The following is a 26,847-nucleotide window of genomic DNA, read 5'->3' as shown; positions in this document are numbered from 1 at the left end:
CGAGGCTACTCGCCGGCCGTACCCGGTGGCGGTGTGGCGGGTGGGCGGTAGCTGATCACCGGGCGGCCGTCGTGGTCGTCGATCCGGGCGTCGACGCCGTAGACCTCGGCGAGCAGCCGGGCGGTCAGTACGGCGTGCGGCGGCCCGGTGGCGACCACCCGGCCGGCCTGCAGGACCACGACGGTGTCGCAGAACATCGCAGCCAGGTTGAGGTCGTGCAGGGCGGCCAGGGTGGTGATACCGGCGCGGCGGACCAGGTGCAGCAGCTGCAGCTGGTGGCCGATGTCGAGGTGGTTGGTCGGCTCGTCCAGCAGTAACAGTTCGGGTTCCTGGGTCAGGGCCCGGGCCAGCTGGACGCGTTGACGTTCCCCGCCGGACAGGGTGTGCCACTTGCGCTGGGCGTATCCGCTCAGGTCGACCCGGTCCAGGGCAGCGAGGGCGGCCGTGTGGTCGGCGTCGCTGTCCGACCAGCGGGAGCGGCGGTGCGGCGTGCGGCCGAGCAGCACGACCTCGAGCGCGGTGAGGTCGAGGTCGGTTTCGGCGTACTGGGCCAGCACGGCCATCCGGCGGGCGGCGACGGCGCGGGGAAGATCAGCGACGGTTTCTCCGCCGATGCTCACCTGCCCGGTCCGGGGGCGGACCAGCCCGGCGACGACACGCAGCAGGGTCGTCTTGCCGGAGCCGTTCGGGCCGAGCAGCCCGACGAGGCTGCCGGCCGGCACGGTGCAGGTGACGGCGTCGAGGATCCGGGCGGCGGGCACCGCCCACGAGACGTCGCTGATCTCGAGCATCAGCGGCCCGCCCGTCGGCGACGCAGCAGCACCAGGAACGCGGGCACACCGAACAACGCGGTCAGCACCCCGACGGGCAGCTCGCGCGGCTCGAACAGCGTGCGGGCGGCGGTGTCGACCCAGATCATGAAGCTGGCGCCGGCCAGGATGACCACCGGGAGCAGCCGACGATGGTCCGGGCCGGTCAGCAGGCGGACGGCGTGCGGCATGATCAGCCCGACGAAGCCGATCGCCCCGCTGACCGCGACCAGAACCGCGGTCAGCAGGGCCGTCGCGATCAGCAGGATCCAGCGCGTCCGGCCCACGTCGACGCCGAGGGTCGCCGCGGCCTCCTCGCCGAACGCGAACGCGTTGAGGCTGCGCGCGTACCCCAGGATCAGCGTTGCGATCACGCCCAGGGTGGGCGCCGCCCAGGCTAGGGCGGTCCAGTCGGCGCGGGCGAGGGAGCCGGAGAGCCAGAAGGTGATGCTCTGGGTGGCGTGCGGGTCGGCGACCCAGATGATCACGAACGAGCTGAGCGCGGCGCAGAGCTGCCCGACCGCGACGCCGGCGAGGATCACCCGGGTCGGTGCGCGCCCGGCCTCGCGGCCGGCGATGGCCACGACCAGGGCGAACGCCACCAGGGCACCGGTGAACGCGCCGCCGGCCAGGGCGGCGGTGCCGGTGCCGAGGCCGAGCACGATGACGGCGACGGCGCCGAGGGAGGCGCCGGAGGAGACGCCGAGCAGGTACGGGTCGGCGAGCGGGTTACGGGTGACGGTCTGCAGGACCGCCCCGGCCGCGGCGAGACCGGCGCCGACGACGGCCGCACCGAGGACCCGCGGCAGCCGCAGCTCCCAGACGATGTGGTCACGGAGCAGCGGTACGTCCCCGCTCGCGATACCGAGGTGGTCGGCGACGACCGTCCATACGGTGCCCAGAGACAGGTCGGCCGGGCCGACAGTGATCGCCGCGCCGATGGACCCGGCGAGTCCGGCGGTGAAGAAGATCAGCACCGCGACCGTGCCACCCGCCTGCCGCAGCCGGTACCGGACTGCGGTCGGGCGGGTGGTCACGGCGGTCAGCTGCCCGCCTTGGCGGGCAGGGCGCTGAGGCCCCTGGCGAGTGCTTCGATGCCGAGCACGTTGCGGACGCCGGCCGCGGTCGACGAGAACGGGATGGCGATGAACCGGTTGCCGCGCACGGCGGGCAGGTCCTTCAGCGTGGGATTCCGCTGCAGGAAAGCCCGCTTGGCGGCGGCGGGATCCCAGCCCGCGTCGATCAGCACGATCGCGTCCGGGTTGCGGTCGGCGACGGTCTCCCAGCTGGAGTCGGCCCAGCTGCCGCTCAGGTCGGCGAAGGCGTTGGTGACGCCGACCGCCTGCATGATCATGCCGGGGGCGCCGCAGCAGGCGCCCACGCTGGGCGCGTCGCTGCCACCGTCCCACCACAGCACGGTGGTGGCCGTGGCGTCTGCGACCGTGGCGGCCGCTGCGGCGATGCGGGCCTGCTGGTCGGCGATCAGCGCCTCGGCGCGGTCGCGGACGCCGAAGATCGCGGCGATGTCGCGAATTTCGGCGAACACGTCCTCGGTGCTCAGTTTGGCCGGCCGGGTCTCCTTCGCGCAGCCGGCGGGGGAGTTGTACGTCCTCACCCCGAGTTTCTCCCAACTCTGGCGGTCACCGGCGCCTTCATCGGTGAAAGCACTGGCGAACGAGGCGTAGACGAAGTCCGGCTCGGCTTCGAGGAGCTTCTCCTTCGACGGGTACTCCTTCGCCAGCACCGGGACCTCGGCGTAGGCGGCGGCGTACTGCGGCAGGATCGTGTCGTCGAGGTAGGCGGTGCCGATCATCCGGTCCTGCAGGCCCAGGGCCAGCATGATCTCGGTGGCGGGCTGGTTCATCGTGACCGCTCGGGCCGGCGGCGCCGGGACGGTCAGCGGTGCACCGCAGTTGGCGAGCGTGACCGGTCCGGCCGACACGGACGGGGGAGTCTCGGGTTCATTCGCCGTGGCGGAGCAGCCCGCGAGCAGGACGGCAAGGACGGACAACGGCGCGGCAGCGCGCCAGGACACAGTGGACCGCAGAGCGCGTACGCGCATGGGGACCGCCTTCCAGCACCTCGTGGACGGGTCGTTCGGTGCCGTGGCCGGTCTCCTGGCTGACGGGACGTGCGTCTGCGGCCGGCCTTCCCGAGCTGGTGCTCAGTGACCTCGCGAAACGACGAGGGCCGCAGACTTTCCCGATCACAGTGGCGAGGGCCGCACCGGTTCCGCACCGGCTTCCCGAACACCACGGCAGCGCCACCTTAGCCGCCGTGGACGGAGTTGACCACGGTGATGAACGCCTCTCGACCGGCGAGCTCGCCGCCTTATTGCAAACTCTGTGCAACTGCGTCAGCATGGCGGTTGACTGTTCCCTCGATCGCACCGGAAGCCTTCGCCGGCCGGGTGATACCGGCCTGCCCAGACCCTGGGAGTCACCCCTGTGATGGTTCGATCGCAGCCTCTGCCGAGCCGCCTCGTCGCCGCGGTCACCGGCGTCCTGGTGCTGGCGGCCTGCTCTGCGACACCGGCCGCGCCGGGGTCGTCGGCGGCGGGTGCCACCTTCGTGGTGGCGACCGCCGGCGAGCCGGACACGCTGAACCCGGTGCTGAACTACGGCGTCGACGGCGCGTCGCTGATCTTCGACGGTCTGGTCGCCCGGGACGCCGAGAACGCGCTGGTCCCGGCCCTGGCAGCCGAGCTGCCCACCGTCTCCGGCGACGGCCGGACGGTCACGGCGACGCTGCGCTCCGGGGTGACCTTTCACGACGGCAGCCCGCTCACCGCGGCGGACGTCGTGTTCACCTACCGGGCCGTGCTGGATCCGAAGGTCGACTCGACGCTGCGCTCGGACCTGGACATGCTCACCGCGGTCACCGCCCCGGACCCGGCCACCGTCGTGTTCTCCCTGAAGTACGCCTACGCGCCGTTCCTGCAGCGGCTGACCCTGGGCATCGTGCCCGCCGGGGTGCTCGACGGACAGGACATCAACAAGGCGGGCTTCAACCGGCAGCCGGTCGGCACCGGCCCGTACGAGGTGGAGTCCTGGACCGCCGGGGACCGCCTCGTGCTCGCGGCCAACGACAGCTATTGGGGCGGCAGACCCGCTAACCGCAAGCTGATCGTCGCGTTCGTCCCCGACGACAACGTGCGGGCGCAGCGGATGCGCGCAGGAGAGTTCGACGCCGCCGAACTGGCGCCGAAACTCGCGGCGGGGTTCGACAACGCCGCCGGCTACACCGTGCAGCGGGTGTCGACCGCCGACTACCGCGGGGTGATGTTGCCCTTCGGTAGTGCGGTCACCGGCGACCTGGCCGTCCGCCGAGCTCTGTCGGTGGGCGTGGACCGCGCGGCCATGGTGACCGGCATTCTCGCCGGAGCCGGCGAGCCCGCGTTCGGGCCGATCCCGCCGACCTCCGAGTACGCCGACCCGGCGACGGTGGGCAGGGCGTCGGCTGACACCGCGGCCGCGACCGCGCTGCTCGACGCGGGCGGCTGGGTGCCCGGCGCGGACGGGATCCGTGCCAGGGCCGGCGTGCAAGCGGCGTTCACGCTCATGTACCCGGCCGGTGACAGCCTGCGCAAGGAGCTGGCCCTGGCCGTCACCGCGGACGCCCGGAAGATCGGCATCAAGATCAGCCCGGAAGGACTGACCTGGGACGCCATCGACACCCGGATCACCAAGGACGCCCTGCTGATGGGATTCGGGACCCCGTACGACCCGGATTTCGTCTCCTACAAGCTGTTCGGGTCGAAGTTCGCCGGGCAGGGCTACTTCAACCCCGGCAGCTACCGGTCCCCGATCGCTGACAAGGCCCTGCAGGACGGCCGCGACCAGGCCGACCCGGCCCAGCGCAAGGCCGCCTACGCCACGTTCCAGCAGCAACTGGTCGCCGACGCGCCGTGGGTGTTCCTCACCTACCTCAAACACACCTACGTGGTGAAGTCCGGCATCACCGGAGTCAGCCCGCGGGTCGAAGCGCACGAGCACGACGTGGCCAACAGCCTGTGGTGGAACATCCACACCTGGACCCGGCAGTGACGCCGACAGCGACAGCGCGTCGTCGCCGGCGGGGGATCGCCGGCGCGGGCGCCGTGGTCCGCCGCCGGCTGCTGGTCGCGGTGCCGGTCCTGATCGCGACCAGCATCGGCATGTTCCTGCTCGGCGCCGCCTCACCGATCGACCCCGCCAAGCAGTACGCGGGCGCGGCCGCGTTCACCGCCACCGAGGAGAACCTCGACCAGATCCGCGCGAACTGGGGCGTCGACGACCCGCTGCCCGTCCAGTACGTCCGCTGGGTCGGTAACCTGCTCCGCGGCGACCTCGGCTGGTCGACCAGCCGCCACGAGCCGGTGACCGCAGTCCTCGGCGCCCGGGCCGGCTGGACACTGCTGCTGGTCAGTGCCGCCCTGGCCCTCGTCCTGGTCACCAGCCTCGTGCTGGGCACGCTGGCCGCGTACCGCCGGGGTGGCCTTTTCGACCGTGGCCTGCGGGCCGCGGCCTACGCGGTCGAGGCCATGCCGGTGTTCTGGCTCGGCCTCGCCGCGATCGCGGTGTTCGCCCTGACGCTGGGCTGGCTGCCCGCCGGCGGCCTGACCGGGGTCACCGCCACCACGACCACCGCGGCCGATGTCGCGTGGCACCTGATCCTGCCCGTCGGCGTGCTGGCGATCTCGCAGGCGCCGTGGTTCGTGCTGTTCGTCCGCGACTCCGTCGCTGAAAGTCTGCGCGACGACCACGTCCTCGCGGCCCGGGCACGCGGGCTGCCGGGCCGGACGGTCCTGTTCGGACACGCGATGCGCACCGCCTTGCTGCCGTTCCTCACGCTGATCGGCACGCACCTGCCCGAGCTGGTCGGCGGTGCGGTGCTGGTGGAGACGGTGTTCTCGCTGCCCGGCCTGGGTGCGGTCACCGTGCAGGCCGCACTGGGCAGCGACTTCCCGCTGCTCGCCGCGATCACCCTGGTCACCACCGCCGTGGTGCTGACCGCGAACCTGCTCACCGACCTGGCCTACGCCGCCGCCGACCCCCGGGTGCGTCTCGATGGCTGAACTGACCCTGCGCCGCAGCCGGATGCCGCGACCGGCCATCACCGTGGCCACAGCCGTCCTGGTGTCGGCTGCGGCAGCCGGCCTGCTCGCACCCGTGCTGTGGCCGCTGGACCAGAGCGCGGTCGACCTCGCCCAGACGCGGCTGGCGCCGTCGTGGGCCCACCCGGCCGGCACCGACGACCTCGGCCGCGACGTCGCCCACCGGACCGTCTACGGCCTGCGGGTCTCGCTGCTCGTCGGCGCCGTCGCCGCGCTGGTCGCCACCATTATCGGCGGGATCGTCGGCGGAATCGCCGGCACCCTGGGCGGCCCGGTCGACCGGATCCTCATGCGGATCGTCGACACCGTCGCCGCGCTGCCGCACCTGCTGCTCGGCATCTTCATCGTCGCCATGCTGCGACCCGGCCTCGGCGCGGTCGTCCTGTCGGTCGGGCTCACCCACTGGCTCTCCACCGCCCGGATCGTGCGCTCCGAACTGCTCAGCCTGCGCACCCGGCCGTTCATCGACGCCGCCATCTCCGGCGGCGCGGGCCGGCTGCGCGTGCTGACCAGGCACCTGCTGCCGCACGTGCTGCCGAAACTGGCCCTGGCCACCACGCTGATGGTCCCGCACGCGGTCTGGCACGAGACCGCCCTGTCGTTCCTGGGCCTCGGCCTGCCCCCGCACCTCGCCTCGCTGGGCAATATGATCAACGACGGTCAGGGCTCACTGCTCACCGGCGCCTGGTGGCCCAGCCTCATGCCCGGCCTGGTCATCGTGATCGTCACGCTCGCGCTGGCCACGGTCGTCGCCCGCTGGCGCGACCGCCTCGACCCCCGCGTACGGGCGGAGCTGCAACTGTGACCACGACCGTGCGCACGTCCTCGCTGCTGGCGATCAGCGACCTGACCGTCCGGTTCCGGCTGCCCGATGCCACCGTGCACGCCGTGACCGGCATCGACGTCACCGTGGCGCCGGGCGAGCTGCTGGCCGTCGTGGGGGAGTCCGGGTGCGGCAAATCCGTGCTGGCCCACGCCCTGCTCGGCCTGCTGCCGGCCAACGCCGCCGTCACCGGGACCGCGCTGCTGCACGGCGATGGCGCCCCGATCGACCTGCTGACTGCCGACGACAAGATCCTGGCCCGCTCGGTACGGGGACGCCGCATCGGTCTCGTCCCGCAGAGCCCGGCCACCGCGCTGACCCCGGTCCGCACCGGCCGCCGCCTCCTGGAGGAGACCCTGCGCGCCCACGGCCGGCCCCGGGCCGAAGCCGACACGGTGGCCGCCGGCGTAGGACTCACCCCGGCCGACCTCGACCTGTACCCCCACGAGCTGTCCGGTGGCATGGCCCAGCGCCTCGCCACAGCCCTGGCCCTGGCGCCGGATCCGCCGCTGCTGCTGGCTGACGAACCCACCTCCGGCCTCGACCGGCCACTGGTCGATGCCACCCTGGACGTGCTGCGCCAGCGGTGCGACAACGGCGCGGCGGTCATCCTGATCACCCACGACCTGGCTGCCGCGCAACGCGTCGCCGACTCCGTCGCGGTCATGTACGCCAGCCGCATCGTCGAACACCGCCCGGCGGCCGGCTTCTTCGCCGGGCCCCGGCACCCGTACGCCCACGCCCTGCTCGACGCCCTGCCCGACCGCGCCTTCGCGCCGATTCCCGGCCACCCGCCGATGCTGACCGCTCTTCCGGCCGGCTGCGCCTTCGCGCCCCGCTGCCCTCACGCAGCCGACGACTGCGGCATCCAGCCGGGTCTGCACCCCGACGTGGCCTGCCACCACCCGATCGGTGACCGCCCGTGATCACCGCCGAGGGCATCACCGTCGCCTACGGCCGCCGCCGGGTCCTCGACGGCGTGTCGCTGAGCCTCGCGCGCGGCGAGACGGTCGGCCTGCGCGGCCCGTCAGGCGCGGGCAAGTCCACCCTGCTGCGGGTCCTGGCGCTCCTGCACCGCCCGGCGGCCGGGACGGTCAGCATCGACGGTACGGCGATCACGGGCACCCGATACACAGTGCCGGCCGCCGTGCGGACCCGCATCGGCGTGCTCTTCCAGAGTCCCCGCGCCGCCGCGGACCCCCGGTTGTCCCTGGCGGACATCATCGCTGAACCGCTGCGGGTCGCCCGCCGGTCCGACATCTCGGCCCGGGTGGCCGACCTGGCCGACACCGTGGGACTGACCGCCGACCTGCTGAGCCGGCGCCCGCACGCGGTCAGCGACGGGCAACTGCAACGCGCCTGCCTCGCCCGGGCCTTCGCCCACACACCGGACTACCTGCTCTGCGACGAGGCCACCACCATGCTCGACGCCGCCACCCAGGCGCTGATCGCCACCGTCATCACCGACTACCAGCAACGCCACAACGCCGGCGTGCTGATCGTCACCCACGACCCGGCGCTCATGACCCGCTGGGCCGACCGCACCCTCGATCTGGCCGACCTGCCGGCCACCGCACGCTGACGCTCCGCACCCGCAGCCGGATCGGCGGTTCGCGACCGGCTGGCCCACCGGCATCCGAAGGACACTCAGTCACTGTCTCTGCTCGGAGTCAGGTTGTGTCGGCTCCGGTCCCCGGTCCAGGCCGCTTCGAGGATCGCGGTCAGGCTGGCGGTGTCGGTCGGGCCTGGATGGTTCTGGATCAATCGGGTGACGCCACCGGCCATCTCCGCGAAGCGGGGAAGGTCGGCGCGTGCCACGCCGAGGTCGGCCAAGGTGGGAGGGATGCCGATGTCGGCGAGGAGCCCGTCGAGCCAGGTGAGGAACGTGTCAGCGGCCTCGGCATCCGAGGCTTCGGTCACGTCGAGTCCGCACACCCGGGCGAGAACGGCCAACCGGTCGCCGATGGCATCCCTGGCCGCATCCAGGGCGTAGGGCAGTAGCAGCCCGACGCCCAGACCGTGCGGCGTGTGCGTGGCTGCGCCGATGGGGTACTGGAGGGCGTGCGGGGCCGCGTTGCCCGCGTGGGAGAACGCGAGCCCGGCGAGCATGGACCCGTAGGACATGTCCGCGCGCGCGTCCGTGTCGCCTCCGTCCCTGACGGCACGGCGCAAGCTACGGGCGATCCGCTCCGCGGCCAGGAGCGCGTAGTGGTCGGTGATCGCATTGCGGCCGAGGAAGACCTGCTCCACCGGGTCACGCGGTCCGTGGGCCCGCGGCCGCGCGGTGTAGCTCTCCACCGCATGGCACAACGCGTCGATGCCGGAGTGGGCGGTGACGGTCGCCGGGCAGGTGTAGGTGAGTTCGGGGTCGACGATGGCGAAGTCGGGCACGATGTGGACGCTGGAGACCCCCACCTTCAGCTCGCGGTCCGGGTCGGTCAGCACCGAGACGGGGGTGAGCTCGGAGCCGGTGCCTGACGTCGTCGGGACAGCGACGAGAGGCATCGTCGGACCCGGCACCTTCGACTCGCCGTAGTAGTCGCGCGGCGTTCCACCGTGGCGCCGGATGACGCCGACGATCTTGGCGAGGTCGATCACCGTGCCACCGCCGATCGCGAGGATCACGTCGGCGTCCATCGCGGCGGCGACCGAGACGGCCAGGGCGACATCGGCGAGTGGCACGTCCGGAGTCGCGTCGGAGAACACCTCGACGACCTCGACCTTCTCCCGCACGGCGGCCACGATCTCGGCCACGCCCGGCTGCCCCAGAAGAACCCGGTCGGTCACGATGAGGACTCGCGAGCCACTCTCGGCCACCACTCGGGGGATGTTCTGCGCGACCCCTTCGCCCACTATCAGCTGGCGTGGTCCGCGGACGGTCTCGAGCATGTCAGGGCCTCCCCGGAACGTCGGCGGCGATGTGCTGGGTGGACGTCGTCCTTGGTCACGGTAGGTCGATCGCCGCGTAGGTGACGTCGAGGTACTCGAGGATGCCCTCGTGCGACCCCTCCCGGCCGATCCCGGACTGCTTGACGCCTCCGAACGGAGCCGACGGGTCCGAGATCAGACCTCGGTTGATGCCGAGCATCCCGGTCTCCAGCCCCTCGGTGAACCGCAGCGCCCGCTGAAGGTCCCGGGTGAAGACGTATCCGACCAGGCCGTGCTCGGTGTCGTTGGCCTTCGCCAGCACCTCGTCGTCGGACGTGAACGAGATGATCGGCGCCACCGGACCGAAGATCTCCGCCCGCAGCAGCCGGGCATCTCCGGGCACGTCGACGACGACCGTAGGCGGGTAGAAGTGGCCCGGCCCATCCGGACGCTCGCCGCCCACCAGGACCCGGGCCCCGCGATCGACCGCGTCGGCGACGAGCTCCTCGATCTTGGTGACCGAGGCCGCGTCGATCAACGCCCCGACGTCCACGCCGTCGTCGAGACCATGGCCCACCGACAGCGCGCCCATCCGCTCGGCGAAGCGCGCCGTGAACTCCTCGCGCACGGGCTCCTCGACGTAGATCCGGTTGGCCGCGATGCAGGACTCCCCGATGTTGCGCATCTTGGCCACCATGGCACCGTCGAGCGCGACGTCCAGGTCGGCGTCGGCACACACGATCAAGGCCGCGTTGCCGCCCAGTTCCATGGAGGTGCGCAGCACGTTGTCCGCTGCCTGTCGTAGCAGCACCCGCCCGACCTCGGTCGACCCGGTGAACGAGAGCTTGCGGGTCCGGCTGTCGGCCAGCAGTGCTGAGACCACCTCGCCGGCACGCTTGGTGGTCACCACGTTGACGACGCCGGGGGGAACGCCGGCCTCTTCCATGATGCGGGCCAGGAGCAGCATGGTGAGGGGGGTCTGGGCTGCCGGCTTGGTGATCGTCGTGCAGCCCGCCGCCAGCGCCGGAGCGATCTTGCGGGCACCCATCGCCAACGGAAAGTTCCAGGGCGTCACGAAGACACACGGCCCGACCGGTTTCGGCACGGTGAGGATGCGATATCCACCTGCGGGAGCGATGCTGTAGCGCCCCTCGACGCGCACCGCCTCCTCGGCGAACCACCGGAAGAACTCGGCGCCGTAGGCCACCTCGGCCCGCGCCTCGGCGAGCGGCTTGCCCATCTCGAGCGTTATCAGCCGGGCGATCTCCTCGGATCGCCCGGTCAGTGCCCGGTACGTCGCCGTCAGCAACTCCGACCGCTTCCGCGGCGGGGTCGCCGCCCACTGCGCCATCGCCCCGCTCGCCATGTCCAGAGCGGCGAGCCCGTCAGCGATGCCGGCGTCCGCCACCTCGGCGATGGTCTTGCCGGTGGCCGGGTCCTCGACGGCGAAGGTGGCTCCGCTTGCGGCGTCGCGCCAGGCGTCGCCGATCCGGAGCCGCCGGTGCTCGGGGGCCAGGACGTTCATCGGGTCACTCATTGCGTCGCCTCCTGCGATGTGGCGTCTGCCGGCGTTCGGCGCGGTTACCGCCCGGCCTCGGACAGCGACAGCCCGGTGCCGGCATCGAACAGGTGCGCACGGTCCAGGTCGACCGCGACAAGCAGCCGCTCGCCCGGCGTACCGGTGACGGTGGGTCGTGCCTTGACCTTGAGAATCTCCGTCCCCACCCGGACGTCGACCACCGTTCGGTCACCGAGCGGCTCGAGCCCGTAGAGCTCGCCCGGCAACGACGCGTTCCCACGCCGCTCGACGGACAGGTCCTCCGCGCGCAGGCCCAGCAGCAGAGGACGACCGTCCTCAGCCGTGGTCCAGCGGGGCCGCGGCAGCGTCCAGCCTTCGGCACCGACCAGCCGATCTCCCTCGGCGTGGCAGGCGAGCAGGCTGATCGGCGGGCTCCCGACGAACCCGGCGACCCACTGGTTGGCCGGACGCTCGTACACCTCGGTCGGCGTTCCGACCTGTTGCACCCTCCCCTCCCTGAGAACCGCGACCTGGTCGGCCATGGACAGGGCCTCGACCTGGTCGTTGGTCACGTAGACGAAGGTGGCTCCGAGACTCCGGTGGATGCGGGTCAGCTCGGTGCGCATCTCGACGCGGAGCTTGAGGTCGAGGTTCGTCAACGGCTCGTCCATGAGAAACGCGCGCGGGCTACGGACCAGCGCCCGGGCCAGGGCGACACGCTGCATCTCACCGCCCGACAACTGCGCGGGGCGACGCCGCAGCAGACGTTCGATGTGCAGCAGGCTCGAAATCCGCTCGACGGCGGCGGCGATCTCGCTCGAAGAACAGTGGCGTGCCCGCAGCGGCGAAGCGATGTTCTCGTACACCGTGTGCCGCGGGTAGAGGGCGTAGTTCTGGAAGACCATGGCCAGATCCCGTGCGGCCGGGGGATCACCGGTCGCGTCCCTCCCGTCCAGGTGCACCGACCCGGCGTCGAGCTTCTCCAGGCCGGCGATCGCTCGCAGGGTCGTCGTCTTGCCTGCCCCGGAGGGCCCGAGCACGACGAAGAACGAGCCGTCCGGCACGTCCAGCGTCACCCCGTCCAGGGCCTGGACCTTGCCGAAGGACTTGCCCAGCCCGTGCGTCGCCACGGTTCCCATCAGGCCACCAGCTCTTCCGTGCCCACGTCATAGACCGCCGGGGCGCCGCCGCTGTGCCGCAGCCCGACCTTGGCGTCAGCGGCGAACCGGACAGTCGATGGCATCCGCACCCGTACGTCGCGCCGGCCGCCATGGTCGACCACGTAGATGATCTCGTCGCCCAGCCACTCCGCCGAGACCACGCGGGCCGGGACCGAATGTTCCGCCCCCGGTTCTGCGACCTCCAGCGCCTCCGGCCGGACGCCTGCGACCAGGCGACGGTCGCGCGGCAGGCCCGGTGGTGCGGTGAGGGTCAGTCCGCCCTGACCGCACAGGTTCCCGTCGGCCACCTCCACCTCGATCAGATTCATCGGCGGGGAGCCGATGAACGCAGCGCAGAAGAGACTCGCCGGACGGTCGTAGACCTCCAGCGGCGTACCGATCTGCTCGACCCGGCCCTTGTTGAGGATGGCGATCCGGTGACCGAGCGACATCGCCTCGACCTGGTCGTGGGTGACGTAGACCATCGTCGTCCCCAGCTCTCCCTGCAGGTGCTTGATCTCCGTACGCATGTCCGCCCGCAGCTCCGCGTCCAGATTGGTGAGGGGCTCGTCCATGAGGAAGGCGCGCGGTCGTCGCACCAGGGCACGAGCGAGCGCGACGCGCTGCTGCTCCCCGCCGGACAACTGGCGCGGTCGCCGGTTCAGGAGCGGAGCGAGCCGCATCAACCGGGCGGCCTCGTCGACCCGCTCCCGTACCTCCGCCTTGGGCAGTCCCTCGGCCCGCAGGGGGAACGCCAGGTTGTCGCGGGTTCTCAGATGCGGGTAGAGGGCGTAGAACTGGAACACCATGGCGATGTCGCGCTCGGCGGGCGGCAGCTCGTTGACCAGCGTGGCGCCGATGCGGATGTCGCCCGTCGTCTGCCTCTCCAGGCCGGCTATGGCCCGCAGCGTGGTCGTCTTGCCGCAACCCGAGGGGCCGAGCATCACGAACAGCTCGCCGTCAGCGATGGACAGGTCCACGTGCTCAACGGCGACCGTCCCGTCCGGATAGCGTTTGTGCAACGCGGTCACCTCGATGCCGGCCATCAGCGCCGCACCGCCCCGAGCGTCACACCGGCGACGAGATGCTTGCGCACCAGGTAGGCGAAGACGAGCACCGGTAGGGCGAACACCACGGAGGAGGCGGCCACGAGGCCCCAGTCCACAGTGGTGCCGCCGATGAGGCCGGCGATGGCGGGTGGAGCTGTCCGCACGTCGTCGCTGGAGGTGAGGAAGATGGCGAACACGAACTCGTTCCACGAGAAGATGAGTGCGAAGACCGCCGTCGCGGCGATGCCGGGCACGAGCAGGGGAAGGGTGAATTTCCGGAACGCCTGCAAGCGGGTGTAGCCGTCGAGCATGGCGGCATCCTCGTACTCCGCGGGCACCTCGTCGACGAATCCCTTCATCATCCAGATCGTGAACGGGACGTTGAAGGCGGTGTAGATGAGGATCAGGCCGAGCGCGTTGTCGATGAGCCCGACCTGGCGGTACATGAGGAAGATCGGGATCACGACCACCACGGGCGGCATGAAGCGGGTGGACAGGATGAAGAAGAGCTGATCCTTCTTGGCCCTCACCGCGAAGCGTGAGTAGGCCCAGGCCGCCGGGACCCCCAGCACGGTGGCTAGCACGGTGGAGACCCCGGCGACTATGACGGAGTTGAGGAACGAGACGGACAAGGTCGAGCGACCGCCGCCGGAGGCGACGAACACGTCCCGGTAATGGTCCAGAGTGACCTTGAAGTCGAAGAACTTGGCCGGGACGGCGTAGACGTCCCGGTTCTCCTTGATGGACGTCTCGATCATCCACAGCACCGGAAAGAGCATCACGACGGCCAGCACGGTCAGCAGCGCGACCTCCAGCACGGTGCGGCCCCGGCCGCTACGGCGGCGCGCGGGGGGCGGGTGGTCGCGCACAGGACCCGGGGAGACGGCCTCGTTGACGGAGACGGCCATCAGTCCTCCTTGAGCTTGTTCAGGTAGCGCAGGTAGAGCTGCGTGAGGACGATCACGACGAGGACCATGAGGATTCCGTACGCCGAGGCGGTTCCGGTGTTGAAGCCCAGGAACGCGACCTTGTAGACGTGAAACGACAACGTCTCGGTGGAGACCCCCGGACCTCCGCTGGTGAGGATGTAGACGAGGTCGAACAGCCGGAAGGCCTCGATGGCCCGGAACAACACGGCGATGAGGAGCAGCGGCCACACCAGCGGCAGGGTGATGGTGCGGAACCGGAACCACTCGGACGCCCGGTCGATCGAGGCGGCCTCGTACAAGTACTTGGGTACCGCGGTGAGGCCGGCGAGTGCGATGAGCATGATGAACGGCGTCCACTGCCAGGTGTCGACCACGATCAGGGAGATCAACGCCGTACGCTGCCGGGTGAGCCACTCCACCTGCCCCAGGCCGAGCGAGCCGAGCATGCTGTTGACCACGCCGAACTGCGCGTCGAGCATGAATCGCCAGAACAGCCCGACCACGACCGGCGACAGCATCATCGGCACCAGGAACAGCGTGGTCAGCAGTCCTCGCCCGTGCGTACGCCGGGAGATCAGGTAGGCGATGGTGAAACCGAGCACGGTCTGCAGGCCGACCGCGCCGACCACGTAGATCACCGTCGTCAAGGCCCTCAGGTGGACCTGCGCCGAAGTCAGGATGGCGGTGTAGTTCCCGAACCCGACGAAATTCGCGGGCCCGCCGCGGGTGGCCGAGTAGTCGGTGAAAGACAGGTACAACGCCCACAGCAACGGGAACACCGACATGGCGAGCAACAGCAGCAGCGCGGGGGAGATGAAGGCCACGGCGAGCCCACGGTCGCTCAACCGGCGGGACCGGCCCGGTGCAGGCGGAGTCGCGGACGCCACCTGCCCGGGGCGGTCGATCGTCGAAGGGGCGGGGTCGCTCACAGCCCGCCGCCGCCCTTGCGGCTGCTGGAGTCGAGCACGCTCTGCTGCTCCTTGGCGATGTCGTCGAGCGCTTCCTTCGGCTTCTTGGCGCCGTTGAGAGCCGCGTTCACGTTGGTGTTCTCGATGTCGACGAGGCGCGCGTACTCGGGCACGTTCCACATGTCCCGCATCCGCGGAACCGAGTCGGCGTAGACCCGGTTGAACGGCCCGGCATTGAGGAACTCGGGCGACTCCAGGGCGTCCGTACGCGATGGCACTCCGCCGGCCGCGGCCCACTTCTTCTGAACGTCGGCCCGCTCGAACCACTTCATGAAGTTCAGGGCCTCCGCCTGGTTCGCCGGGGAGGAGTAGGCCGACACGTGCATCCCCATGCCGCCGAGAGGCACCAGGTTCGTCTTCTGGCTCGGCAGGGTGGCAAAACCCAGCTTGTCGAGAATCTGGTTCCGCGTGGTGCCGAGCGTCGACTGCTTCGGGTCGAGCAGGCCGCCGCTGGCGGCGATCCAGTTGAACGCGATGCATGCCTTGCCCTGGGCGACCGCTGCGTTCACCTCGTCGATGAACCAGTTGCCGGAGCCCTTGGCCGTCAGCGGCTTCATCTTGTTGACCAGGACGTCCATCGCCTCCTGGCCCGCCGGGTCGTTGATGACGCCCTGGATCTTGCGCGTCTTGGCGTCCCAGAGGTTGCCGCCGTAGACGCCGTTGACCGTGTTGTAGGTGACGGCCGCGGCGTCGGAGCCGTTGGCCTGGTGGAAAGCCAGCCCGCTGACGCCGGGGTTGTCCGCCTGGCACTTCTCGGCCGCTGAGATCATCTCGTCCCAGGTCTGCGGTGGCTTGTCGCCGATCAGGTCTTTGCGGTAGATCATCGTCCAGGTGTCGCCGAGCAACGGCAGTCCGTACAGGCTGGCGTTCTCGTCGCGCTTGCCGGTCTCCGCCTGCGGGAACTGGCCGTAGGCGGCCAGCAGGTACGGGTTGTAGGCCTTGACGTCGATGTTCGTTTTGACGAAGTCGGTGAGGTCGAGGATGTTGCCGTTCGTCACGGCCTCGCCGATGTGTTGCGAGTCCAGGATCGCGATGTCGAAGTCGGTCTTGCGCGCGGCGAACTGGGTGAACATCGCGTCGTGCCAGTTCGCGTTCGGTACGGTGTTGACCTTGATGGTCGCGTTGGGTCGCTCTTTCTTGTACTCCTCGTTCGCGAAGGCTTCCAACGCCTGGGCAGGGGGCCACTCGAACCAGATGAAGCTGAGGGTCAGCGGGTCCTTGGTGAGCTCCGGGATGGTCGCCGGTGCTTTGGGGGCGCTCGCCTTGGCGCCGTCGTCCTGGCCGTCACTGCAGGCCGCCGCCGTGGTCATGGTCACTAGGAGCATGGCCGCCGTGGCCAGCCGCACCTTCCGACCGGGAACAGACAGTCGTCCTGTTCGCTTGGAATACCGCATCTTCCTGCCTGCTTTCTGGATCGGACTTCTAGCGCCTCGCTACGTGTTCCGCCGAGCAGTTACTGGGTTTGTTCAGGCGTGGTGCCGGGCTGTCGCGGGGGCCGGCCCGCGGACCGGGAGGGAGCTCCGCGCGATCGAAGTAGAGCGATGGCGGGCGGTTCCGCGATGGCGAGCGGTCGCCGCGTTTCCTATACGATCTGGTGAGGGCGCCAGCATGTCGCAGCGTTGTGATCGATGTCAACAGGTTCGCCGAGACCCAGGAAAGGACCTCACGTCACGATGGACGACGAAGCGGTGATCGCGCGGGACCGGGGCGCCATGACGGGCGGGATGCCGCCGGGCAGATCTCATGGCCGGCTTGCCGACGAGGTGTACGACACGCTGCTCGGACAGCTGATGTCGCTTCGGATCGAGCCTGGCTCCCGCGTCACGATCGACGTCCTGGCGCGAGAGCTGGGGGTCTCGCAGACGCCGATCCGGGACGCGCTGAACCGCATGGAGGCCGAGGGCCTGGTCGTGCGCGTGCCCCATGCCGGCTACCGCATTCCGCCCCAGATCACCCGTCACCGATTCGAGGACATGCTCGAGGTCCGCCTGCTTCTCGAGCCGGCAGCGGCGCGCAGATCCGCCGAACGCGCGTCCTTGCAGCAGGTGGACGGTCTGCGGCGAATGCTGGGGGAGATGGCGGAGTTGGAGGGGGGCAGCGGGCCCATGGCCTACGGCGCCTTCGGGCTCCGCGACGCCGCCTTTCACGATCTCGTCGCCCTGAGCGCGGAGAACCAGATCATCCGTGAAGCGCTCGCTCGCCTGCACAGCCACGTGCACCTCTTCCGGCTGCACCACGACACCCAGGTCACTCACCTGGCCATGGCTGAGCACGAGCAGGTTGTGGCCGCGATCGCTGCGCGGGACCCCGACGCGGCCGCTTACGCGATGCGTCGGCACATCCTGCGGTCCGGCGAGCGTTTCCGGCGGTTGTTCGACGAGGTCAAGGACGCGGATGGAATGGCGGCAGAGGCTTGACGGGCGTGTCGGCCCCGGGCAATGCTGACTCAACCGGCTCGGATCGGATTGGATCTACCTCACGCGCCCCCCAGATGCGAGGAGAAGCAGGTGCCCAGAGCGCTGCTCCTGACCGGCGACGCCGCCGAGGAGCTCGACACCATGTATCCCTACTATCGCGTGCAGGAAGGCGGCTGGGACGTCGACGTCTCGTCACGGACGATGCGTGACGTGCAACTGGTCATCCACGAGTTCGACCCCAACTCCGACGCCTACGTGGAGAAGAACGGCCGGAAGCTGCCGGTCGACGTGCCCTGGGCCGAGGTCGACGTCGAGCGCTACGACGCCCTCATCATCCCCGGGGGACGTGCCCCCGAGTGGATCCGGGTCGACGCCGACGTCAGGCGCATCACCGAGCACTTCTTCGCGCGCAACCTCCCCATCGCGCTGGTGTGCCACGGTGCGCAGGTGCCGGCGGTGTACGGGCTGCTGAAGGGTCGGAGGACGGCGTGTTTCCCGCCCATCACAGGTGACATGGAAAATGCGGGCGCGACGGTCATCGATGCTCCCGACGTCGTGGACGGCAATCTCGTCTCCTGCCGGGGATGGCCCGACATGCCGCAGTTCGGCAGGGCGATGATGGAGCTCTTCGCGAAGTCCGTCAGCTCCGCATCGGCATGAGCACACCTGGCCCGCCCCGGTGACGGCACTTCGGACCGTCACAGTCGACGGTTCCCCGGTCCACGTCCTGGAGAGCGGCACCGGGCCCGCGGTGCTGATGCTGCACGGCTCCGGACCCGGCACGACGGGGTCCGGAGCCTGGGCAGCGACGGCGCAGGCGCTGGGCGGATCCTGGCACGTGGTGGCTCCTGACCAGGCCGGGTTCGGTCGTACACCTGTCCCGGCGGGCTCCCGCGGTGGGCTCCGGCTGTGGACGGAGCAGGCCGCGGGCCTGATGGACGCTCTCGGTCACGAGTACTACGCCGTGGTGGGTCACTCCATGGGCGGTGCCGTGGCGCTGGCGTTGACGGCCGCGCGCCCCCACCAAGTCACCTGTGTCGTGGCGGTCTCGACGATGGGCGCCCCCGGGGCGCCGCTGTCCGCCGAACTCGACGCGATCTGGGCCGCCCCGGCCGGCCTGCTCGGGGCACGAGACATGCTGGGTCGCCTCGTCCTCGACCGGGCGCTCGTGACCGATGCGGCCGTCGATGCCCGTGCAGCTGCGATGCGAGCGGGGGAGGCCGCCTTCGCGTCGTTGTTCCCACCACCCAGGGCGCGGTGGGTCGACGAGCTCACCCTCTCGGCGCAGACGCTGGCAGCGGTCCGCGCGCCCGTGCTGCTCGTTCACGGCGCCGAGGACCGAGTCACCCCGCTCGGGACGGCGGCTCTGCCCTTGCTCGAACACCTGGCCGATGTCCGTCTGCACGTGCTCGGCCGATGTGGTCACGTGCCGGCGGTCGAGCACCCGAACGAGTTCAGGCAGCTCCTGTCCTGCTTCCTCCGCCGGCCCCTCGAGTTCCCGGGCATACCTGGTCCGGCCGGGTCAGAGGGCGCGCAGCGCAGGGGAGATGTCGGTGCCGAGGCGGTCCAGTGACTGCCGCACCCGCTCCGCGGAGATGCCGCCCCAGTCGACGAGGGCCTGCACCCGGTCGAAGGCGACGACCTTGTGCAGCCGCTGCATCTTCTCCGTCACCTGCTCCGTGGTGCCGATCATGAGGTGCCCGTCGGGGCGCAACCCGTCGGCGAAGTCCTGCGGCGAAACCGTGAAGCCCGGGCGTCCGGGACCCTTCGGCCGCAGGAAGTCGCGATAGTGACCGTAGGTCTTCTCGGGCTCGTCGCCGGCGTAGTAGTGGACCGCCACGCCGACCTGCAAGCGCTCGGCATGGCCCGCTCGCTCGCCGGCCGCCCGATAGAGGTCGATCAGCTGGCGCACATGGGCCGGCGTGCCGCCGATGTAGCCGAGGATCAGCGGCAGCCCGGCCGCCCCCGCACGCTCGACGCTGCCCGGACTGCCGCCCGCGCCGATCCACACCGGCAGCCGGTCCTGGACGGCGCGCGGCACCACGGCGGCGGGCACTACCGGCGGACGGTGCCGGCCCGACCAGCGCGCCGCGTCGCCGTCGCGCAACCGCAACAGCAGGTCGAGGCGCTCGACGAACATCTCGTCGTAGCGGGTGATGTCCACGCCGAACAGTGCGAACGGGTCCGGATAGGCGCTGCGCCCGGTGACGATCTCGGCGCGGCCCCCGCTGAGCAGATCGAGGGTCGCGAAGTCCTGGTAGACCCGTACCGGGTCGTGCACGCTCAGCACGGTCACCGCACTGGACAGTCGAATGGTGCGGGTCCGTGCCGCGACCGCGGCCAGGACCGGCACGGGGGAGGACACCAGGAAGTCGGCGCTGTGGTGCTCTCCCACGCCGAACACGTCCAGTCCGAGATCGTCGGCGCGTACGCCGAGATCGACGATCTGCTGCATCCGCGCCCGCGGGTCCGCGCCGGCCGGCAGGTCGGTCAAGGTCGCGACCCCGATCTGTACGGCCACAGCTACCGGCCGACCCGGGTGACGTGCTCGTCGTCGACGGTGATCCAGCCGCCGCCGAGGTCCGTCTCGCCGATGTGGTAGTAGCGGTCGTCGCCGGAGCGGGTGAACGAATCCCGCAGAGGCACGGTGTGACCGCCCATGCTCATCGTTCCCTCGAAGACGAGGGTGTCGCCCTCCCAACCCTGCGACCGCTGGGTGGCCCGCCCGCCGTTGCTGTCGAACCACTCCGCGACGAACTCGCCCGCTGCGGCGTCGTAGCCCCACAGGTACCGGGCGGTCAGCGGATCCGGATTGTGCTCGGTCGGCACTTCTTCGGTGCGGACCACCGTCCAGAAGCCGCGGTCCTCGCGGCTTCCGGTGATCGTCATCTCGATCGGCTTGCCCGAGCCGAACGGAGTGTCGTGGAAGTTGCCCTCCGCACGCCACGACCCCACGAAGAAGTCCAGCTCCGTCACCCGCTCGTGCGGGCGCGGCCCGGACTGCGCGTTGTTCTCTGCCATCATTACCTCCGGAAATCAAGAAATGGAAGACCTCTTCCAGTTGCGAAGGTAGCATAGGTGGAAGGGGTCTTCCAGATATTCGGAGGTGAGTGTGGCGACACAGGGCGAGCAGCGACCGCGCCGGGCGGACGCGGAGCGTAACCGGGCCCGGATCCTCGAAGCGGCCGCAACGGTGTTCGCCGGTTCCGGCATCGATGTGCCGATGAGCGAAGTGGCACGCCAGGCCCAGGTCGGCATCGCCACGCTGATGCGCAACTTCCCGACCCGCGAGGAACTGATCGAAGCGGTGTTCCACCACGCGATGGCCGACTACGCTGCCGCGGCCGCTGCCGCAACGGCGAGCCCGGACCCCTGGCAAGGCTTCAGTGACTTCATTGCCTACCTCTGCCGCGTGCAGCACGAGAACCGCGGTTTCAACCAGGTACTGACCACCATGTTCCCGGCCGCCGAGCGCCTGGAGGCCCAGCGGCAGGCGGCCTTCCGCGACTTCGTCCGGCTCATCAACCGCGCGAAGGCAGCCGGCCGGCTCCGCGACGACTTCTCTCCGCACGACCTGCCACTGGTCCTGCTGGCCACCAGCGGGCTGGCCCGGCCGGGCGACGAGGCCCTTGCCCTCGGCGGCCGTCGACTGCTCGGCTACCTGCTGCAGTCCTTCGAGGCGACCAACACCGGTCCGCTCCCGCCGGCGCCCGAACCTCGCGAGCTCTACCGCGCCCTCGAGCACACCGCACGACCCGACCGCTGACAGGCGAGTCGGCAGGGGTGCGTTTTCCTTCTGGAGTCGATCGAGGCTCAGCGGGTGAACACCACCTCGGGATACCGGGGCGACGGGCGGCGCAGCAACGGCTGGGCGCGGCCGCGGAGGAACTGGTCGAAGAAGGCGCCGAGGTATGCACGCTGGGCTCGTACGCTGCCGGCGGGGTCGACCGTGCCGAGCCTCTCGGTAACGATCGCGGGCGGCAGGTTGAAGGCGGCGGCGATCGCGGGCACCGAGAACTGCCGGTCGGTGAAAGCGCCGTGGGTGCCGTCCGGGATGCTCAGGTCGAGTTTCCAGGCGCGCTGCTGCTCCCAGAAGCTGGTCCATGACGGGTCGTTCAGCGGGTTGCCCGCCTGCGGCCGGTGGGAGTGGCCCCCGGCGCCGAAGAGCAGGAACGGGCGGTTCAGGCCCAGCCGGGCGGAGTCGCTGAGATCGCCGTCGGGGAAGCCGTACTGCATCGTGCCGTCCAGGTTGACGCCGGCGTCGATGCGGCGGTCGACCAGCATCGTCTCGGCGGCGGTGAAGCCGCCGGCGCTGTAGCCGACCATGCCGATCCGGCGCAGGTCCATCGCGCGGGCCTGGGGGAGGCGGCTGAGGCGGTTCAGGACGAAGCGGGTGTCGTCGACCCGGACACCGATCGCCTTGCGGAAGTCGGTCGGACGCTGGACGGGCGTGACCCGGCCACCGGGGAACTCGACGGGGGCCTCGCCGGTGTGGTCGATGGTCACCACGACGTAGCCGCGGCTGGCCAGGTCCTCGACGTGGTGGGTGCCGAGGATCCGGGAGGTGCCGCCGCCCGGCGAGTACAGGATCACGGGGTGCCGCCCCACGGCGGGCGCGCCGGCCCGCGCGTGGGTGACCGTGCCGGCGTAGTCGATCGAACCGGCCGGGAGGCCGAGGGCGGTGGCGAGCTCGTCGGCCAGCAGGGCGCCGGCCCGCGGCGGGGCGTACCGGGCCCGCGGCCCCACCGGCGACGCCGGGTACCAGATGCTGACCATCAGTTCGCGGACGTCGCCGAGCCCCCACGGGTCCGGGCGGCTCCGGTCCACGAGGTGCACCTCGACGGTGCCGATGGGGTGCGGCCCGGTGGGTTCCGGCAGGTCCAGCCGGTACGCCGGGGGCGTGGCCGCGGCGGCGCCGGCGGTCCCGAGCCGGCCGCCGTAGCGACCGGTCCCACGGTGATCAGGCGAAGCATGCTGCGTCGGGTCAACATAGACCGACGTTAGTCACCAGCTCGCAGATCTTCCAGGCCCGCCTTTCGTCCCGGGCCGAGCCACTGTGCCGGGGCCGGCAGGCCCACCCACTCCGCAGCGCCTGAACCATGATCGCTACCGTGGCCAGGTGATTCAGCCCGCAGACGGTCACGTACACACCGAATTCTCCTGGGATGCTCCCGAGGGCTCCATGGAACGGACCTGCGCCCGCGCGGTGCAGCTCGGTCTCCCGGCCGTCGCGTTCACCGAGCACGTCGACTACTCCCGGTGGACGGTCGACGAGGTGGTCCTGGAGCGCTCACCGCTGCGCCGCGAGCTGACCGGCCCCGACGGCGTGCTGGTCCCGCCCGAGTTGGACCAGGAGCGCTATCTCGCCTCGGTTCAGCGGTGCCGCGAGATGTTCCCGTCGCTGCGCGTCATCAGCGGCGTCGAGCTGGGCGAACCCCACTGGAACGCCGTACCGGTGGCGAAACTGCTCGGCACCGGCCACTACGAACGGGTGCTCGGCTCGCTGCACGCCCTGCCCGTCGACGACCACCTCGTCGAGGCGAACGCGCTCTACCGACAGCGCCCCGCCGTCGAGGTGATGCGGCTCTACCTGGCCGAGATCGCCGAGCTGATTTCCCGTACGGATGCCTTCGCGGTCCTCGCCCACCTGGATTACGCCATCCGCGGCTGGCCCGCCGAGGCCGGGCCGTTCGACCTGTACGCCTTCGAGGACGAGTTCCGGCACGCGCTGCGCATCCTCGCCGCCACGGACCGGACGCTGGAGGTCAACACCCGCATCCCGCTGGCCTCGGAGATCGTCCGCTGGTGGCGCGACGAGGGCGGCAAGGTGGTCACCTTCGGCAGTGACGCCCACGTCCCCGACGCCGTCGGCACCGGCCTGTCCGCGGCCGCCGACATGGTCGAGGCACACGGTTTCCGGCCGGGCCGTCATCCGTACGACCGGTGGACCCTCCCGGGGTGACCGTCACCCCCAGCGCGCGCAGAGAACGCGCCGCGGCCTGGCGGCGAAGATTACTGCGGGTTGACCGGGCCGCTGCTTTCCCGCACCACCAGCTCGGTGGGTAGCAGGACGTGCTCGGCGGGAGCGGAGGTGCCGGCCTTGGCCCGTGCGATGGTGGCGGTCAGCGTGGCCGCCGCGGCCCGGCCCTTCGCGGCGATGTCCTGCCGGACGGTGGTCAGCGTCGGCCGCACCTGCGTGGCCAGGGGGTTGTCATCGAAGCCGACCACCGACAACTGCCGGGGGACCTCGATGCCCAGCTCGGCGGCGACCTGCAACACCCCGTAGGCGACGGCGTCGGAGAAGCACAGTACGGCGGTCGGGCGGTCGGGGCGGTCGAGCAGCAGCCGGGCACCCCAGCGCGCCTGCTCCAGGCCGGTGCCGTCCTGCCGGGCCGACATCACTTCGACCCCGGCGGGGCCGAACTCGTCGAGCCAGCCCAGCAATCGCTGCCGGGAAGAGTGACCGTCGACGACACCGGGGTCGTCGAGCAGCCCGTACGGGCCGTGCGTGCCGGACAGCAGCAGCCCGATCCGCCGGTGTCCCAGGTCGAGCACGTGCCGGGCTGCCGCGCGGGCGCCGCTGCGGTCGTCGACGTTGACGCTCGGGATGTCGTCGACCGGGTCCTGGTCGACGTAGACCAGCGGCAGCCGCCGCCGGTGCAGGAAGTCCACCGCGCGTGAGGTCCAGTCGCACGAGTAGACCAGCGCCCCGTCCATCGCGACGTCCCGGGCCGGGACGATGTCGCCGTCGTCGGAGGAGGTCAGCAAGGTCAGCGAGAGTCCGGTCGGGGCCAGCTCCTCGGCGATCGCGCCGAGGAAGCCGGTGGCCACCAGATCGGTGAAGGCGAAGCGCAGCGAGTGGGTGAACACCACCCCGACCGCGCCGGTCGTGCCCTTGGCCAGGGCACGCGCCGCCGGGTCGGGCCCGACGTAGCCGAGCTCCTGGGCGGCGGCGAGGATGCGTTGGCGCAACGGGACGGAAAGCTGATCGGGCTTGGAGAACGCGTTGGACACGGTCATCCGGCTCACGCCCACGCGGTCGGCGATCGTCTGCAGTGTCACCCGTGCCGCCATCGCGTCACCATAGCGCCACCCCTGGGACACGGCCGTTGATGGCAGGTCAGGACGTCAGCGGCAGGCCGGTTCGGGCGGGGCGATCACATGCGCCAGCCGGATCAACCCGCGGGCCAGCGCCACACGTACCCGGCGGGCTTCGGGCGAGCGCTCGACGTGGGGCTGTGCGGGCGCGTCCGGCGCGCACTCCGCGAACTGGCGGCTGACCTGGTCGACAGCAATGATCATGGCGGTGGGTAGTTCCATGACGACCTCCTTCTATACCGGTACAGTAACCACGTCTTCTGTACCGGTCAAGAAGGTTTGCGCGACTGCAGGACAACGACGGCGCGCTAAAGACTGATCCCCTGTACGGAACGGCCGTCCTCGAGGTATCGCACCCGTTTCTTCTTCCAGGCGGCGCGTACCCGGCGCCGGACCGGTCCGCTGAGCAGAGGTAGCGCGGTGTCGATCGGCAGGACCCGGCTCTCGGCGATCTCGAGCGGCTGGATGACCACGGTGTCCAGGACGGCGCCGTCGAGGACGCCGCAGTCGAACAGGAACCGCATACCACCCGGACGGTCAGGTCGTGGGCGCAGGAAGTCCACACACACGAGCCGTCCCGTGGCGACGTCGAGGCCGCACTCCTCCTTGGTTTCGCGGCGACACGCCTCCCAGGGTGACTCGCCGATCTCGACGACCCCACCCGGGATCGTCCAGCCGCCCTTGTACGTCGGCTTCAGGATCAGCAATCGGCCCTTGCGGCCGCGTACCAGAGCTCCGGCAGAGGCCGGGACGGTCGGCAGTGTGAACGCCAGCTCGGGTAGCTCACCAGCGTTGTCGTCGCTCATGGAGATCATGCTAGAGCCGGCGTGAACCGAGCAGCCATCCGCGGGCGGGATGCGATCCGCGAAGCCTCAAGGTGGTATACGGCCTTTGCGGCTTCGCGGATCGAGCAGGGCCCGATAGGCGACCGCCGGCGATTCCGGAAGAGCGCCTTTGCTCGTTCCGGCGCGGAATGCACGGCGAAAGCCGAACCCGCCGTAATGCCGGGCGGAACAAATCCTTTCCGCGTAGGCGGGAATGCATCCGGAAAAGATCGCGCCCAGGTCCGGCGATCAGAGTTCGATGATGCGCAGCGCCGGAGAACCGCCGGTCGCGCCCATGGTGATCACGAACAACCTGCTGGTGTACCGCGCCCGGGCCAGGCCGCGCAGCGCCACGACGTCCTCGGTGATGTCGAGCCGTTGCACCGGCAGGACGCCACCCGGCTCGTAGCTGACCACGTCGTTGTCGGGGTTCTGAATGCCGAGGGCGATGTACTGGTCGTCCGGGGACACGGATACCGCGACCGGGTAGCAGCCGACGCGGTACGCGCCGCGGCCGGCCAGCGCCGTGGTCTCGTACGCCGGGAAGTCGTTGGTCGACCGGCTCGCGGTGTAGACAGCGGTGTCCAGCGGGCCGACGCCGCCGGTCCAGTTGTCGTCGCAGCCGTGGCCGAACCAGACGTTGTCGCCGATGCGGGCCAGGTGGGTCGGGCACGTGCGCGGACCCGTGTCGTGCCGTGCGATTTCCTTCAGCGTGTGCAGGTCGATCACGCTGAGCGCGTCACCGGCGGCGAGGGCGACGTACAGGTTGTCCCGCTGGCTGTCGACGGTCATGCCGGTGGCGCCGTACTGCTTGCCGATGGTCTTCTTGACCTGGACCGAGAACACGGTCACCTGGAACTCCGTCAACGGCTCGAGCGCGGAGCTGGCGCAGAACAGCGCCACCGCGGACAGGTACCGACCGTCGCCGCTCATGTTCTTCCGCAGCGGGGCCACGGTGCGTGGTGCGTCGAAGCAGGCGACGGCCGCCGAGAAAATCTATGTCCAGACCACTAGACAAACTCGGTTGGGCTGGCTAACGTTGTCCGGGTTGACGGCAGAGATCGCCAAAGACGCAGACGATCTGACCGAGCGTTAAGCAGGGCCCGGATGTTCTCGTGGCTCGCTCGGCATGGCGGTGAGTTCGTGTCATCGCCGCAGTGAGTAAGGCAAGACCCCGGCGTCAGTCCAGGCCGGGGCACGCCAGGCGGGGCCGAGGCTGGTTCAGGGTTCCGCTTGAGGAGATCTCCGTCGCACGTGTACGGGGCCATGAAGTCGCGTGGGGCTCCGA

Annotated in this window: 27 protein-coding genes and 1 riboswitch; of the genes, 10 read left to right on the top strand and 17 right to left on the bottom strand. The window is 70.5% G+C overall.

All coding sequences use genetic code 11. The features are described 5' to 3' along the window. Positions 1-5: 5 nt before the first annotated feature. Genes Aau02nite_RS45415 through Aau02nite_RS45405 form a run of 3 tightly spaced genes read right to left on the bottom strand, consistent with a single transcriptional unit; the run spans position 6 to position 2,871 of the window. Positions 6-791, bottom strand: a complete 786-nt coding sequence (locus tag Aau02nite_RS45415; RefSeq protein WP_212994917.1) for an ABC transporter ATP-binding protein — start codon at positions 789-791, stop codon at positions 6-8. Next, positions 791-1,846, bottom strand: a complete 1,056-nt coding sequence (locus Aau02nite_RS45410) for a FecCD family ABC transporter permease (protein ID WP_212994916.1) — start codon at positions 1,844-1,846, stop codon at positions 791-793. Before Aau02nite_RS45410 ends, Aau02nite_RS45415 begins: the two co-directional genes overlap by 1 nt. A 5-nt stretch (positions 1,847-1,851) precedes the next feature. Continuing rightward, positions 1,852-2,871 (bottom strand): ABC transporter substrate-binding protein, encoded by a 1,020-nt coding sequence (locus Aau02nite_RS45405; RefSeq protein WP_212994915.1) that lies wholly within the window; start codon positions 2,869-2,871, stop codon positions 1,852-1,854. A gap of 28 nt (positions 2,872-2,899) precedes the next feature. Then, a riboswitch (cobalamin riboswitch) is annotated at positions 2,900-3,081 on the bottom strand. A gap of 178 nt (positions 3,082-3,259) precedes the next feature. Here Aau02nite_RS45405 and Aau02nite_RS45400 point away from each other — a divergent pair. Genes Aau02nite_RS45400 through Aau02nite_RS45380 form a run of 5 tightly spaced genes read left to right on the top strand, consistent with a single transcriptional unit; the run spans position 3,260 to position 8,309 of the window. Further along, the gene (locus tag Aau02nite_RS45400) at positions 3,260-4,855 is read left to right on the top strand and encodes an ABC transporter substrate-binding protein (protein ID WP_212994914.1); all 1,596 of its coding nucleotides are present in this window, start codon (positions 3,260-3,262) and stop codon (positions 4,853-4,855) included. After that, positions 4,825-5,865 (top strand): ABC transporter permease, encoded by a 1,041-nt coding sequence (locus Aau02nite_RS45395; protein ID WP_246595940.1) that lies wholly within the window; start codon positions 4,825-4,827, stop codon positions 5,863-5,865. Before Aau02nite_RS45400 ends, Aau02nite_RS45395 begins: the two co-directional genes overlap by 31 nt. After that, positions 5,858-6,709 carry an ABC transporter permease gene (locus Aau02nite_RS45390; protein ID WP_212994913.1) on the top strand — a complete coding sequence of 284 codons (852 nt, stop codon included), beginning with the start codon at positions 5,858-5,860 and terminating at the stop codon, positions 6,707-6,709. The genes Aau02nite_RS45395 and Aau02nite_RS45390 overlap by 8 nt, the downstream gene beginning before the upstream one ends. Beyond that, positions 6,706-7,653: an ABC transporter ATP-binding protein gene (locus Aau02nite_RS45385; protein ID WP_246595939.1), complete on the top strand. Its 948-nt coding sequence runs from the start codon at positions 6,706-6,708 to the stop codon at positions 7,651-7,653. Before Aau02nite_RS45390 ends, Aau02nite_RS45385 begins: the two co-directional genes overlap by 4 nt. Beyond that, entirely contained in the window at positions 7,650-8,309 is a 660-nt protein-coding gene (locus Aau02nite_RS45380; RefSeq protein WP_212994912.1) for an ABC transporter ATP-binding protein, read from the top strand. Before Aau02nite_RS45385 ends, Aau02nite_RS45380 begins: the two co-directional genes overlap by 4 nt. 65 nt (positions 8,310-8,374) lie before the next feature. On the opposite strand, the gene Aau02nite_RS45375 is transcribed toward Aau02nite_RS45380, so the two are convergent. The 7 genes from Aau02nite_RS45375 to Aau02nite_RS45345 form a co-directional block, all read right to left on the bottom strand. Next, positions 8,375-9,616, bottom strand: a complete 1,242-nt coding sequence (locus tag Aau02nite_RS45375) for an iron-containing alcohol dehydrogenase (protein WP_212994911.1) — start codon at positions 9,614-9,616, stop codon at positions 8,375-8,377. A 55-nt stretch (positions 9,617-9,671) separates the two neighbouring features. After that, on the bottom strand, positions 9,672-11,132 hold the full coding sequence (locus tag Aau02nite_RS45370) for an NAD-dependent succinate-semialdehyde dehydrogenase (RefSeq protein ID WP_212994910.1): 1,461 nt from the start codon (positions 11,130-11,132) through the stop codon (positions 9,672-9,674). 44 nt (positions 11,133-11,176) lie between these two features. Beyond that, positions 11,177-12,253, bottom strand: coding sequence for an ABC transporter ATP-binding protein (locus Aau02nite_RS45365; protein ID WP_212994909.1), 1,077 nt, complete (start codon positions 12,251-12,253; stop codon positions 11,177-11,179). Next, the gene (locus Aau02nite_RS45360; RefSeq protein WP_212994908.1) at positions 12,253-13,320 is read right to left on the bottom strand and encodes an ABC transporter ATP-binding protein; all 1,068 of its coding nucleotides are present in this window, start codon (positions 13,318-13,320) and stop codon (positions 12,253-12,255) included. The genes Aau02nite_RS45365 and Aau02nite_RS45360 overlap by 1 nt, the downstream gene beginning before the upstream one ends. Further along, positions 13,320-14,231, bottom strand: coding sequence for a carbohydrate ABC transporter permease (locus tag Aau02nite_RS45355; RefSeq protein WP_212994907.1), 912 nt, complete (start codon positions 14,229-14,231; stop codon positions 13,320-13,322). The genes Aau02nite_RS45360 and Aau02nite_RS45355 overlap by 1 nt, the downstream gene beginning before the upstream one ends. Beyond that, positions 14,231-15,097 (bottom strand): carbohydrate ABC transporter permease, encoded by an 867-nt coding sequence (locus tag Aau02nite_RS45350; protein ID WP_246595938.1) that lies wholly within the window; start codon positions 15,095-15,097, stop codon positions 14,231-14,233. The genes Aau02nite_RS45355 and Aau02nite_RS45350 overlap by 1 nt, the downstream gene beginning before the upstream one ends. A gap of 80 nt (positions 15,098-15,177) precedes the next feature. Beyond that, positions 15,178-16,530: an extracellular solute-binding protein gene (locus Aau02nite_RS45345; protein WP_246595937.1), complete on the bottom strand. Its 1,353-nt coding sequence runs from the start codon at positions 16,528-16,530 to the stop codon at positions 15,178-15,180. 363 nt (positions 16,531-16,893) lie between these two features. Between Aau02nite_RS45345 and Aau02nite_RS45340 the strand changes: the two genes are divergently transcribed. From Aau02nite_RS45340 to Aau02nite_RS45330, 3 genes are all read left to right on the top strand, one after another. Beyond that, positions 16,894-17,637, top strand: a complete 744-nt coding sequence (locus tag Aau02nite_RS45340; protein ID WP_246595936.1) for a GntR family transcriptional regulator — start codon at positions 16,894-16,896, stop codon at positions 17,635-17,637. Positions 17,638-17,727: 90 nt separating this feature from the next. After that, positions 17,728-18,297, top strand: coding sequence for a DJ-1/PfpI family protein (locus tag Aau02nite_RS45335; protein ID WP_212994903.1), 570 nt, complete (start codon positions 17,728-17,730; stop codon positions 18,295-18,297). Positions 18,298-18,316: 19 nt separating this feature from the next. Beyond that, a complete protein-coding gene (locus Aau02nite_RS45330) occupies positions 18,317-19,210 on the top strand; it encodes an alpha/beta fold hydrolase (RefSeq protein ID WP_246595935.1) in 894 nt (297 codons plus the stop codon). On the opposite strand, the gene Aau02nite_RS45325 is transcribed toward Aau02nite_RS45330, so the two are convergent. Then, positions 19,160-20,158, bottom strand: a complete 999-nt coding sequence (locus Aau02nite_RS45325; RefSeq protein WP_281421199.1) for an LLM class flavin-dependent oxidoreductase — start codon at positions 20,156-20,158, stop codon at positions 19,160-19,162. The genes Aau02nite_RS45330 and Aau02nite_RS45325 overlap by 51 nt on opposite strands. A gap of 2 nt (positions 20,159-20,160) precedes the next feature. Further along, positions 20,161-20,658, bottom strand: coding sequence for a DUF1579 family protein (locus Aau02nite_RS45320; protein ID WP_212994901.1), 498 nt, complete (start codon positions 20,656-20,658; stop codon positions 20,161-20,163). 85 nt (positions 20,659-20,743) lie between these two features. Here Aau02nite_RS45320 and Aau02nite_RS45315 point away from each other — a divergent pair, with 85 nt between their 5' ends. Next, positions 20,744-21,403: a TetR/AcrR family transcriptional regulator gene (locus Aau02nite_RS45315; protein WP_246595934.1), complete on the top strand. Its 660-nt coding sequence runs from the start codon at positions 20,744-20,746 to the stop codon at positions 21,401-21,403. A 47-nt stretch (positions 21,404-21,450) separates the two neighbouring features. Here the strand turns inward: Aau02nite_RS45315 and Aau02nite_RS45310 are convergent, their stop codons facing one another. Next, positions 21,451-22,464, bottom strand: a complete 1,014-nt coding sequence (locus Aau02nite_RS45310; protein ID WP_212994900.1) for an alpha/beta hydrolase family protein — start codon at positions 22,462-22,464, stop codon at positions 21,451-21,453. Positions 22,465-22,756: 292 nt separating this feature from the next. Between Aau02nite_RS45310 and Aau02nite_RS45305 the strand changes: the two genes are divergently transcribed. Then, the gene (locus Aau02nite_RS45305) at positions 22,757-23,599 is read left to right on the top strand and encodes a PHP domain-containing protein (RefSeq protein ID WP_212994899.1); all 843 of its coding nucleotides are present in this window, start codon (positions 22,757-22,759) and stop codon (positions 23,597-23,599) included. 50 nt (positions 23,600-23,649) lie between these two features. Here the strand turns inward: Aau02nite_RS45305 and Aau02nite_RS45300 are convergent, their stop codons facing one another. The 4 genes from Aau02nite_RS45300 to Aau02nite_RS45285 all read right to left on the bottom strand — a co-directional run bounded on the left by Aau02nite_RS45300 (position 23,650) and on the right by Aau02nite_RS45285 (position 26,492). Beyond that, on the bottom strand, positions 23,650-24,711 hold the full coding sequence (locus Aau02nite_RS45300) for a LacI family DNA-binding transcriptional regulator (protein WP_212994898.1): 1,062 nt from the start codon (positions 24,709-24,711) through the stop codon (positions 23,650-23,652). Positions 24,712-24,765: 54 nt separating this feature from the next. Next, positions 24,766-24,957, bottom strand: a complete 192-nt coding sequence (locus Aau02nite_RS45295) for a hypothetical protein (RefSeq protein ID WP_212994897.1) — start codon at positions 24,955-24,957, stop codon at positions 24,766-24,768. A gap of 86 nt (positions 24,958-25,043) precedes the next feature. After that, on the bottom strand, positions 25,044-25,541 hold the full coding sequence (locus tag Aau02nite_RS45290; protein ID WP_212994896.1) for an NUDIX domain-containing protein: 498 nt from the start codon (positions 25,539-25,541) through the stop codon (positions 25,044-25,046). A 267-nt stretch (positions 25,542-25,808) separates the two neighbouring features. Continuing rightward, positions 25,809-26,492, bottom strand: a complete 684-nt coding sequence (locus Aau02nite_RS45285) for a YncE family protein (RefSeq protein WP_212994895.1) — start codon at positions 26,490-26,492, stop codon at positions 25,809-25,811. Positions 26,493-26,847 lie beyond the last annotated feature (355 nt).

It is taken from the genome of Actinoplanes auranticolor (assembly GCF_018332655.1).
GTDB classification, from domain to species: domain Bacteria; phylum Actinomycetota; class Actinomycetes; order Mycobacteriales; family Micromonosporaceae; genus Actinoplanes; species Actinoplanes auranticolor.
The sequence above is the reverse complement of the archived record's forward strand: the minus strand, read 5'-3'. Positions and strand labels throughout refer to the sequence as shown.

Coding starts and splice junctions, on each gene's coding strand:
- Aau02nite_RS45365 (WP_212994909.1), bottom strand. CDS start 12,253: ATGGGAACCGTGGCGACGCACGGGCTGGGCAAGTCCTTCGGCAAGGTC.
- Aau02nite_RS45345 (WP_246595937.1), bottom strand. CDS start 16,530: ATGACCACGGCGGCGGCCTGCAGTGACGGCCAGGACGACGGCGCCAAG.
- Aau02nite_RS45360 (WP_212994908.1), bottom strand. CDS start 13,320: ATGGCCGGCATCGAGGTGACCGCGTTGCACAAACGCTATCCGGACGGG.
- Aau02nite_RS45355 (WP_212994907.1), bottom strand. CDS start 14,231: ATGGCCGTCTCCGTCAACGAGGCCGTCTCCCCGGGTCCTGTGCGCGAC.
- Aau02nite_RS45390 (WP_212994913.1), top strand. CDS start 5,858: ATGGCTGAACTGACCCTGCGCCGCAGCCGGATGCCGCGACCGGCCATC.
- Aau02nite_RS45295 (WP_212994897.1), bottom strand. CDS start 24,957: ATGGAACTACCCACCGCCATGATCATTGCTGTCGACCAGGTCAGCCGC.
- Aau02nite_RS45370 (WP_212994910.1), bottom strand. CDS start 11,132: ATGAGTGACCCGATGAACGTCCTGGCCCCCGAGCACCGGCGGCTCCGG.
- Aau02nite_RS45285 (WP_212994895.1), bottom strand. CDS start 26,492: ATGAGCGGCGACGGTCGGTACCTGTCCGCGGTGGCGCTGTTCTGCGCC.
- Aau02nite_RS45400 (WP_212994914.1), top strand. CDS start 3,260: ATGGTTCGATCGCAGCCTCTGCCGAGCCGCCTCGTCGCCGCGGTCACC.
- Aau02nite_RS45340 (WP_246595936.1), top strand. CDS start 16,894: ATGGACGACGAAGCGGTGATCGCGCGGGACCGGGGCGCCATGACGGGC.
- Aau02nite_RS45405 (WP_212994915.1), bottom strand. CDS start 2,871: ATGCGCGTACGCGCTCTGCGGTCCACTGTGTCCTGGCGCGCTGCCGCG.
- Aau02nite_RS45415 (WP_212994917.1), bottom strand. CDS start 791: ATGCTCGAGATCAGCGACGTCTCGTGGGCGGTGCCCGCCGCCCGGATC.
- Aau02nite_RS45375 (WP_212994911.1), bottom strand. CDS start 9,616: ATGCTCGAGACCGTCCGCGGACCACGCCAGCTGATAGTGGGCGAAGGG.
- Aau02nite_RS45320 (WP_212994901.1), bottom strand. CDS start 20,658: ATGGCAGAGAACAACGCGCAGTCCGGGCCGCGCCCGCACGAGCGGGTG.
- Aau02nite_RS45290 (WP_212994896.1), bottom strand. CDS start 25,541: ATGAGCGACGACAACGCTGGTGAGCTACCCGAGCTGGCGTTCACACTG.
- Aau02nite_RS45300 (WP_212994898.1), bottom strand. CDS start 24,711: ATGGCGGCACGGGTGACACTGCAGACGATCGCCGACCGCGTGGGCGTG.